At 70.7% G+C, this 8,986-nt stretch carries 9 protein-coding genes; 4 read left to right on the top strand and 5 right to left on the bottom strand.

The features are described 5' to 3' along the window. Nucleotides 1–268: 268 nt before the first annotated feature. On the bottom strand, nt 269–922 hold the full coding sequence (locus VET29_RS14850) for a response regulator transcription factor (RefSeq protein ID WP_324920291.1): 654 nt from the start codon (nt 920–922) through the stop codon (nt 269–271). A gap of 543 nt (nt 923–1,465) precedes the next feature. On the opposite strand from VET29_RS14850, the gene VET29_RS14845 reads away from it, so the two are divergent. Continuing rightward, entirely contained in the window at nt 1,466–3,511 is a 2,046-nt protein-coding gene (locus VET29_RS14845; protein WP_324920289.1) for an AfsR/SARP family transcriptional regulator, read from the top strand. Between the two features lie 196 nt (nt 3,512–3,707). On the opposite strand, the gene VET29_RS14840 is transcribed toward VET29_RS14845, so the two are convergent. After that, nucleotides 3,708–4,499 carry an SGNH/GDSL hydrolase family protein gene (locus tag VET29_RS14840; RefSeq protein ID WP_324920287.1) on the bottom strand — a complete coding sequence of 264 codons (792 nt, stop codon included), beginning with the start codon at nt 4,497–4,499 and terminating at the stop codon, nt 3,708–3,710. Between the two features lie 114 nt (nt 4,500–4,613). Between VET29_RS14840 and VET29_RS14835 the strand changes: the two genes are divergently transcribed. Next, nucleotides 4,614–5,282 (top strand): DUF3159 domain-containing protein, encoded by a 669-nt coding sequence (locus tag VET29_RS14835; RefSeq protein ID WP_414636501.1) that lies wholly within the window; start codon nt 4,614–4,616, stop codon nt 5,280–5,282. Here VET29_RS14835 and VET29_RS14830 read toward each other — a convergent pair. Genes VET29_RS14830 through VET29_RS14820 form a run of 3 tightly spaced genes read right to left on the bottom strand, consistent with a single transcriptional unit; the run spans nt 5,259 to nt 7,789 of the window. Continuing rightward, nucleotides 5,259–6,221, bottom strand: a complete 963-nt coding sequence (locus VET29_RS14830; protein ID WP_324920282.1) for an N-acetylglucosamine kinase — start codon at nt 6,219–6,221, stop codon at nt 5,259–5,261. The genes VET29_RS14835 and VET29_RS14830 overlap by 24 nt on opposite strands. Nucleotides 6,222–6,281: 60 nt before the next feature. Continuing rightward, complete coding sequence (locus tag VET29_RS14825) at nt 6,282–6,740, bottom strand: helix-turn-helix domain-containing protein (RefSeq protein ID WP_324920280.1); 459 nt, start codon at nt 6,738–6,740, stop codon at nt 6,282–6,284. A 26-nt stretch (nt 6,741–6,766) separates the two neighbouring features. Then, nucleotides 6,767–7,789, bottom strand: coding sequence for an SIS domain-containing protein (locus tag VET29_RS14820; protein WP_324920278.1), 1,023 nt, complete (start codon nt 7,787–7,789; stop codon nt 6,767–6,769). 160 nt (nt 7,790–7,949) lie between these two features. Here VET29_RS14820 and VET29_RS14815 point away from each other — a divergent pair, with 160 nt between their 5' ends. Then, entirely contained in the window at nt 7,950–8,705 is a 756-nt protein-coding gene (locus VET29_RS14815) for a GntR family transcriptional regulator (RefSeq protein ID WP_324920276.1), read from the top strand. After that, nucleotides 8,702–8,986: MFS transporter (locus VET29_RS14810; RefSeq protein WP_324920274.1), on the top strand; the 285-nt coding region annotated here is incomplete at its 3' end. The genes VET29_RS14815 and VET29_RS14810, both read left to right, overlap by 4 nt.

Raw genomic sequence — 8,986 nt, 5'->3', positions numbered from 1 at the left:
AGTCTCGCGTTCAGACATCGCGAGTCTCGCGTTCAGACATCGCGAGTCTCGCGTTCAGACATCGCGAGTCTCGCGTTCAGACATCGCGAGTCTCGCGTTCAGGCACCGCGAGTCCCGCGTTCAGGCACCGCGAGTCCCGCGTTCGGACAGTGTGAGTCGCGGTTCGGCGCACGCGTCTGCACGAAACCGCAGTTCGGTGTGTGTGAACGCGGGACTCGCTATGGGTGAACGCGGGACTCGCGGGTGTCCCAAACGCGGGACTCGCGGGTTAGTGGGGGTCTGGTTTGCGGGACTTTAGTTCTGCGGCCAGTACGGCTGCTTGGGTGCGGCGTTGCATGCCCAGCTTCGCGAGGATGTGGGAGACGTAGTTCTTGACGGTTTTTTCCGCCAGGAACAGGCGGGTGGCGATCTGGCGGTTGGTCAGGCCCTCGCCGATCAGTTCGAAGACGGCTCGTTCCTGGTCGGTCAGGCCGGCGAGTGCGCCGCCGCCCTCGTCCTTGCCCTGGCGGATGCGCTTCATCAGCGCCTCGGTCGTCTTCGCGTCCAGCAGTGACTCGCCGGCGCCGACCTTGCGGACCGCGGTGATCAGGTCGTTGCCGAGGACCTGCTTCAGCACGAAGCCGGACGCGCCCGCCATGATCGCGTTCAGGAGGGCCTCGTCGTCGGAGTAGGACGTCAGGATCAGGCAGTGCAGCTCGGGCAGTTGCGAGCGCAGGTCCCGACACAGCTCCACGCCGTTGCCGTCGGGCATGCGCACATCCAGCACGGCCACGTCCACGTTCGCCGACGGGATGCGGGCCAGGGCCTCGGCCACCGTGGCGGCCTCGCCCACGATCTCCATGTCGGGTTCGTCCTCGAAGAGGTCGGCCACGCCGCGGCGGACGATCTCGTGGTCGTCGACCAGGAAGATCCTTGTGTTCACCAGGCGCTATATATCAGATTTATGATCGTGATCGCAACATATCGGCGGATTTTGTCACGGAGTGGATATCGATTTCGCAAATGACGTACCGCATCCGCACGCTGTCCACGGGGGCCGTGAAAATTCTCTGTCGCGTCCTGAAAATACGTCATAACGAGTCAGCGACGTCCGTCCACAGAGGATGGCACGCGGAATCACGCGCGTTTCCGAAAAACCGGATCTCGGCTCATCGTGTGCCCGCCGAAACGACCACAAAACGTCGTGCCGAACCGTGAAATTCGCGCGACATGACAAGGGCGTGTTCGGTGTCCGGCGAGGACGGGAGGTGTCCGATCCCTCGGGAGGCTTGACCATCTGACCTGCGACAAGCACGTCGGCGTTACGCCAAACGGGTGACCCCGGCCAGGGGGTGATCGCGTAGCGTACCCAACACCCCTTACCGTTGTGCACGTGCCGTACCTGGCGGGGTAACTGGGGGGTGGTCGCCCGATGGGAGCGGAGCAACCAGCCGCGGCGCGCTTCTGTCTGCTCGGACCAGTGCAGATGATCATCGACGACCGTGCCGTGCCGCTCGGCGGCCCCGGCACTCGCAGCGTGCTCGCCATGCTGCTGCTGGAGCCCAACCAGGTCGTGCCGCTGGACCGGATCGTGGACGTCCTCTGGGCGCACGAGCCGCCGGCCAGCGCACGGACCATGGTCCAGGGTTACGTGTCGCGGCTGCGGCAGCGCCTCGCCGAGTCGGGTGTCGCCGCGTACATCGCCACGACGTCGCCGGGCTACCGGATGGTCGTGGACGAGTCGCTGATCGACGTCACGGTCGCGCGGTCGCTGCTGGCCCAGGCCCGCGGGCTGCCGGCCGCGAGCCGCGCGAAGCTGCTCGACGACGCCAACGCGCTGTGGCGGGGGCCCGCGCTCGCCGACCTCGGCGGCCGGGTCTCCGCGCCGGAGCTGACCGAACTGCGGCTCGCGATCCTCGAGGCGCGTTTCGACGCGCAGCTGGAGCTGGGTCGCCACCACGAGATCATCGGCGAGCTGACGCAGCTGATCGACGCGCAGCCGTTCCGCGAGCGCCTCGTCGCACAGCTCATGCTCGCGCTGTACCGGGCGGACCGGCGGGCGACCGCGCTGGAGGCCTACCAGCGATTCGCGCACCGGGCCGCCGAGGAGCTGGGCATGGACCCCGGCCCGCAGCTGCGTGAGCTGCATGCCCGTGTCCTGCGCGACGACAGCGCACTGCTCGAACCCACCCCGGACCCGGTCGTCACGCCGAAGGTCGGGGTGCTGATCCCCGCGCAGCTGCCGAGGGCGCCGGCCGGGTTCGCGGGGCGTGGCGAGGAGCTGGCCTGGCTCTCGAAGCTCCTGCCACCCGGCGAGACCGCGGCCATCGGGGTACTGGCCGGCGCTGCCGGGGTGGGCAAGAGCGCGCTCGCCGTGCTCTGGGCCCACCGGATGGCCGGCGCGTTCCCGGACGGCCAGCTGTTCGCGAGCATGCGTGGGTTCGACTCACAGCACACGCCGGTCCGCGCGGTCGACGTGCTCACCCAGTTCCTGCTCGCGCTCGGCGTCGCCGTCGACGACGTGCCGCTCGAGCTCGACGACCGGGCCGCGCTCTTCCGTTCGATCCTCGCCGACCGGCGGGTGCTGGTGTTGCTCGACGACGCCCGCGACGCCGACCAGATCGACCCGCTGCTGCCGGCAGGCTCGTCGTCGTTCGTGCTGGTCACGTCCCGGGTCCGGCTCGACGGGCTGGTCGCGCGCACCGGCGCGAGGATGCTGACACTCGGCACGCTCGGGCCCGACGCGGCCGACGAGGTGATCGAGCACATGGCCGGTACGCCCGCCCACGGGACCGAGCGGGAGCAGCGGCGGCGGCTCGCGCGGCTGTGCGGGTACCTGCCGCTCGCGTTGCGGATCGCGGCGGCGCGGCTCGCCGGCAATCCACAGTGGACGGTCGAGGACCTGGTGACCGAGCTGACCGACGAGCGGTCCCGGCTCGGCGCGCTCGACCTGGAGGAAGCGGACGCGAGCGTGCGCGCCGCGCTCGACGTCACCTACCGCAGCCTGCGGCCCCAGCTCGCGGAGACCGTGCGGCACCTGGGGTTGTTCCCCGGCACGCGGCTCGGTCCGCAGCCGGTCGCCGCCCTGTGCGGCACGGACGCCGAGACCGCCAGGACGCGGTTGCGGGCACTCGCGACCATGTTCGTGGTGACCGAGACGAGCCGGGACGTGTTCGTCATGCACGACCTGGTTCGGCTGCACGCGCAGGAGCTCGCCGAGGCCGAGATGTCCACTTCGGACAGTGTGGTCGCGGCACGCAGGCTGCTGCGGTACTACCTCGCCGGCGCCGAGACCGCCCGCGAGCTGCTCAGCTCCGGCACGGCGCGGAACGGGTTCGCCGGGGTGACCACCGCGCGGGAGGCCGCGCAGTGGATCGACCAGGAGTGGGCCAACCTCCTCGCCGTGGTCGAGTCCGGTGCCGACGGCGACGATGACGTCGTGCGGCTGGCGCGGCTCGCGGCCGAGTTCTCCGCCGGCACCCGGGCACTCGGGCCGGCCGCGCTCTCCCGATTGGTCCGTCTGGTCGTCTAGCGTGGTCCGGCGTTTAGCGAACAGTTAGTCAGTTTGGGCGATCAAGTGAAAAGCTGCGCGCCGGGTGCTCGACGTCCCGGAGCCTGATACCGAGCACTCAGCCGGGCGGCACTACCAACGTGGGGGTGTGCTGCCCAAGCAAACCGGCCGGCGTGGATGGGGGATCCGCGCCGGCCGGCGTGCTTGTTGGAACGTCTCAAATGTGCGCCGCGCGGCTGTTCCCGTTGGTGGAGAACGGGCTCAGCTCCGGTCGCTTCGGCACCAGACCGTCGCCCATGGACTCACCGCGTAACTGCCTGCGTACCCACGGCAACAGGTGCGTCCGTGTCCACGCGAGATCGGCCTGGCGCAGGCGAAGCCACGGCTCCGGGGCGACCGGTGGCCACTCCTCGCGCCAGTCCTCCGCGACGGACAGCCCGAGGACCTCCGCGGTACGCAACGCGATCCTGCGGTGACCCTCCGGTGAGAAGTGCAGCCGGTCGTCGCTCCAGGCGCGGACGTCCACGAGCGTCTCCATGGCCCACAGGTCCACGAGCATCGCGCCGTGGCGGTCGGCGATGGCGTGCAGGTGTTCGTTGTAGATGGCGACCTTGGCGCGTATCCGGCGCACGACCGGTTGCTTGCGTGGGTCCGGCCCGGTGAAGACGACCACCTCGCAGCCGGTCGCGCGAAGGTCCACGACGGCCTGTTCGAACTTCTCGGCCAGTGCGTCCATGTCGCTGCCGGGCACGATCAGGTCGTTGCCACCCGCGCAGATCGTCACCAGATCCGGCTTCGCCTCGACTGCCAGCGGCACCTGTTCGGTGACGATCTCGCGCAGCATCTTGCCGCGTAATGCCAGGTTCGCGTACCGAAAGCCGGGATTCCGCTCGGCGAGCGCGATCGCCAGCCGGTCCGCCCACCCGATGTAGCTACCATCCGGACCCTCGTCGCTCAGCCCCTCCGTGAAACTGTCCCCGATCGCGACCCAACTGGTCCACCTACGCACGGCGACCACCCCTCCCTAGTGCGCCCCGACCTTGTTATACCTCCTAAGGTCCCAGAATGCCGCTTGATTCCCGACCTACGCCACCGTCGGTAAGGGCTACCTAAGCCGACACCCATGCGGCAGGCTTGTCCCGTGACCGACCAGTCGACCGACACGCGTGATCTCCCGCTCCGTGAGCTGCTCGGTGGCCGCGGGGGCGCGATCGACGCGAGCGTCCCGCCCGCCGTGTTCGTGATCGCGTGGCTCGTCAGTGGTCGTTCCATCGGGTGGGCCGCCGCCGCGGCCATCGCGGCCGGTGTCGCGGTGGGCGTCTGGCGGCTCGCGCGGCGGCGGCGGGTCACCGCGTCGGTGGCGAGCGTCGCGGCCGTGTCACTCGCGGCCTTCGTCGCGCTGCGGACCGGGCGGGCCGAGGACTTCTTCCTCATCCAGCTGCTGTCGAACGTCGCCAGCGCCCTCGCCTGGGCGCTGAGCATCCTCATCCGCTGGCCGCTGCTCGGCGTCGTGGTCGGCGTCGTGCTCGGGCAGAAGACCCGCTGGCGGCGCGACACCGACCTTGTCCGGGCGTATGGCAACGCGAGTTGGGTGTGGGTGCTCGGCCAGTACCTGGTGCGGGTGCTCGTGTTCGGCGTGCTCTGGTGGTCCGGCTGGGTCGTCGCGCTCGGCGTGGCCCGCGTGGTGCTGAGCTGGCCACTGGTCGCGGCCACGCTCGCCGCGAGCGCGGTGGTGCTGCGCAGGTCCCTCCCCGAGGGGCACCCCGGACTACGTCACCCCCGCGTCGACTGACGGCCTCGGCGCGTCCGGACCCCACGCCACCAACGCCGCGAGCCAGGCCGCGCCGATGCCGCCGTCGGGGGCGAACAGGACCTCGGTCTCGCCGGACAGCTGCTCCCGCAGTGCCAGCCCCACCGGGCTTTCCGGGCCGATGACGCTGCCCGCCAGCACGATCGGGGTCGTCTCGCCGGGCGTGCGGGTCGCGTGCGCGTGCTCGGCCAGGTGGGCCGCCGCGGCCGCGATGATCTTCGCCGCCGCCGGGTCGGCCGCGTGCGTGCTCACCAGTGCGGCGTAGCGCGCCAGGCGGATCGGTGGCTCGGCGTTCGCCGCGGTGATCAGCCGCTCCCGGGTGTTCCGCCGCCACCGCACGTCGTCGAAGCGCGTCTCCGTCGTGCCGAACGCCTCCGTCAGCACGGCCGTCGTGAGCGGGCCCGTTTCGGCCGTGCCGTCCAGCAGGCGCAGCGTGGTGCGCACGGCCTGCCGCCCGATCCAGTAGGCCGACCCCTCGTCGCCGAGCAGCCAGCCCCACCCGCCGTGCAGGCCCGTCCGCCGGTGGTCGACGATCCGCGCGGCCGCCGAGCCGGTGCCGCCGATGATCACCGTGCCGGCCGGGGACGGGGTCGCCGAGGCGAACGCCACCTCGACGTCCGCCACCACCTCGATCGGACAGGTCACCCCGACCGATCGCAGCGCGGCCTCGAACACCGCCGTGATCGCCGGATCGCTGAACTTGCTCGCCCCGGCCATGCCGAGCAGGCACGCCACGACCGGCGTGCCCGCGGGCGCCGCCGCGGCGATGGCCTCCGCGACCCGGCCGGCCGCCACCTCGGGCGGGTGCGAGTTCGGGTTGCCGCCACCGGCCGTGCCCCGCCCCACGATCACGCCGTCCGGCGACACCGCCACGGCACGCGTGGACGTGCCCCCGACATCGACCCCGACCGCGACACTCACCGCGACCCCTCGCGGGCTCGGGTCCGTCGTTCGGCGTCGCCACGCGCCGCCGGCTCGCTGCTACTCATGTAAGAGTCCCGGTCCTGGTTCCATGACCACGTTGTCGGCCGTCATCGTGCCGCCACAGTGCACGCAGTCGACCGCGGCCGCCGTCGCCTCGCCGCACTCCAGGTGCCGCAGCAGCCGGGGCGGCCCGACGGGGTCGGCCAGCCACTGGTCGCCCCACCGGATGATGGCCGACAGCACCGGGAAGAGGTCCCGCCCCATCTCGGTCAGGGGGTACTCGTACCGGGCGGGCCGGTCCTGGTAGCGGACGCGGTTGAGCAGGCCGGCGCCCGTCAGCCGGTCCAGTCGTTCCGTGAGCGTGTTCCGCGCTATGCCCAGCTCGGCCTGGAACCGGTCGAACCTGCGCACGCCGTTGAACGCCTCACGCATCACGAGTAACGTCCACTGGTCCCCCAGCAGGTCCATGGTTCTTGCGATGGAACACGGCCAGCGGGCGAACGATGTCCTTCGCACCTCGAAAAGTCTAGGGCCAAGAGCAACTACACAGTGCGAGTGACCTTGTGCAGTCCGCGAGGGTTGTCCGGGTCGACGCCGCGCGCCAGCGACACCGCGAGCGCAAGTCGTTGCAGCGGCAGGATTTCCAGGATCGGCGCGACCTCCTCGGCGGTCTCCGGGATGGCGATCCGGAGGTCCGCCGGCGTGTCCCGCGCCGCGGAGCCGACGGCCAGCACCGACGCGCCCCGCTCCCGAACGGTCTGGACCACGTCACGCATCGCCGCGCCACCGTGGCCTCTGCTGGTCACGGCCACCACGCCCGTGTGCGAGTCGACGGCCGCGACCGGGCCGTGCAGCAGGTCCGCGCCGCTGTACGCGCGGGCCGCGAGGTAGCTGGTCTCCGCGAGCTTCAGCGCCGCCTCGGCGGCCGTCGCCGACGAGTAGCCGCGGCCGGTGGTCAGCACCCGCTCGATGTCGCGGAACCGCTCGACGGCGTCCTCGACCGGCTCGGCGAGCGCGGTCGACGCCAGCTCGCCGATGTCCCGGACCGCCGCCGCCGACCCGCCGCGGATCGCGTCCACGAGCAGGTACAGCGAGAGCAGGGTCGCCGTGTACGTCTTCGTGGCCGCCACCGCCAGCTCCTCGCCGGCCCCGATGTCGACCGAGAGCTCCGCCGCGTCCGACAGGGGCGAGGCCGGCGTGTTGGTGACCGCGACGGTCAGCGCGCCCTGCGCCCTGGCCGCCTCCGTCGCCGCCACCAGGTCGGGGGAGCCGCCGCTCTGGCTCACCGACAGGTACAGGACGTCGGTGAAGTCGGGGTGCGCGCCGTACAGCGTGGTCGTGGACGGCGAGACCAGGCCGGCCGGCAGCTGGAGCAGTACCTCGATCAGGTACTTCGCGTACAGGGCGGCGTGGTCACTGGAGCCCCTGGCCGCGAGCAGTGCGAACCTGGGCTTGCGCGTGGCGATCAGCGAGGCCACGTCCGCCAGGCCGCCCCGCCCCGCCACCAGCGAGTCGAACACCGCCGGCTGCTCGGCGACCTCCGCGGCCATCCGTTCGCCTGCCATCACGCCTCCTGTTTTGCCATTAGGTCTAGACCAATCATCCTAGAGCGGTATGGTGTGCTCTCGCCACGGGTGTCACGGTATTCCCAAAAACGCCAGGGTGTGATCGCGCTGATGGCTTCGGGAAGGCATGCTGTACCAGGAAGTCGTTGGAGGAGGAGTCATGCTCGAAACGTCGGCCGCTCAGGAGCCCGACGCCGGCGCCCGCGCCATGCGCGAACCCAAGTACTGGGGCCTCAAACGGCACCTGCTCGACCTGCTCGCCGCTCTGCCGCCGGGATCGCCGATCCCGACCGAACGTTCGCTCGCCGCGCAGTTCGACGTGTCCCGGACCACCGTGCGTCAGGCCCTTGCCGACCTCACCGTGGAGGGCCGGCTACTCCGCGTGCAGGGCAAGGGCACGTTCGCCGCGGAACCCAAGGTGGCACAGCGGTTACAGCTGTCTTCGTACACAGAGGACATGCGGGCGCAGGGTCGTGAGCCGTCCTCCAAGCTCATCGACATCGTGGAGATCCCCGCGGAAGGCGAGCTGACCACATTGCTCGGCGTCCGTTCGGGTGCCAAGGTCCTGCGCATGCAGCGCCTCCGCCTCGCCGACAACGAGCCGATGGCCATCGAGACCACGCACCTGCCGCTCGGCCGGTTCCGCGGGCTGCGCAAGTACCTCTCGCCGGGCGGCTCGCTGTACCAGGTGCTGCGGGAGCGGTTCGACGTGGAGATGGGGCACGCCGAGGAGACCATCGAGACCGCGCTGGCCGGCCCACACGAGGCCGAGCTGCTCGGCGCGGACGTCGGGATGCCGATGCTGCTGCTGTCCCGGCACTCGTTCGACACCGCCGAGCGGCCGGTCGAATGGGTCCGCTCGGTCTACCGTGGCGACCGGTACAAGTTCGTCGCCGAGCTGAACAGGCCCACATGACAGAAACCCGCTGGGGAACCGGCACCGCACGGGGCATCCTGGCCGCGACCATCCTCGGGTCCGGCATGGCCTTCCTCGACAGCACTGTGGTCAACATCGCGCTACCGAGGATCGGCGAGGAGTTCGGCGCGGGGGTCTCCGGACTCCAGTGGATTCTCGACGGCTACATGCTCACGCTCGCCGCGCTGATCCTGGTGTCGGGCTCGCTCGGCGACCGGTACGGGCGGCGCAAGGTCTTCCTGGTCGGCGTGACGTGGTTCGGCGTGTCGTCGCTGCTGTGC

Source organism: Actinophytocola sp., assembly GCF_035634895.1.
Lineage (GTDB): Bacteria > Actinomycetota > Actinomycetes > Mycobacteriales > Pseudonocardiaceae > Actinophytocola.
Note: the sequence above shows the minus strand (reverse complement) of the source record. Positions and strands in the feature narration are given on the sequence as shown.

Coding starts and splice junctions, on each gene's coding strand:
- VET29_RS14845 (WP_324920289.1), top strand. CDS start 1,466: ATGATCATCGACGACCGTGCCGTGCCGCTCGGCGGCCCCGGCACTCGC.
- VET29_RS14820 (WP_324920278.1), bottom strand. CDS start 7,789: ATGGCAGGCGAACGGATGGCCGCGGAGGTCGCCGAGCAGCCGGCGGTG.
- VET29_RS14815 (WP_324920276.1), top strand. CDS start 7,950: ATGCTCGAAACGTCGGCCGCTCAGGAGCCCGACGCCGGCGCCCGCGCC.
- VET29_RS14835 (WP_414636501.1), top strand. CDS start 4,614: ATGCGGCAGGCTTGTCCCGTGACCGACCAGTCGACCGACACGCGTGAT.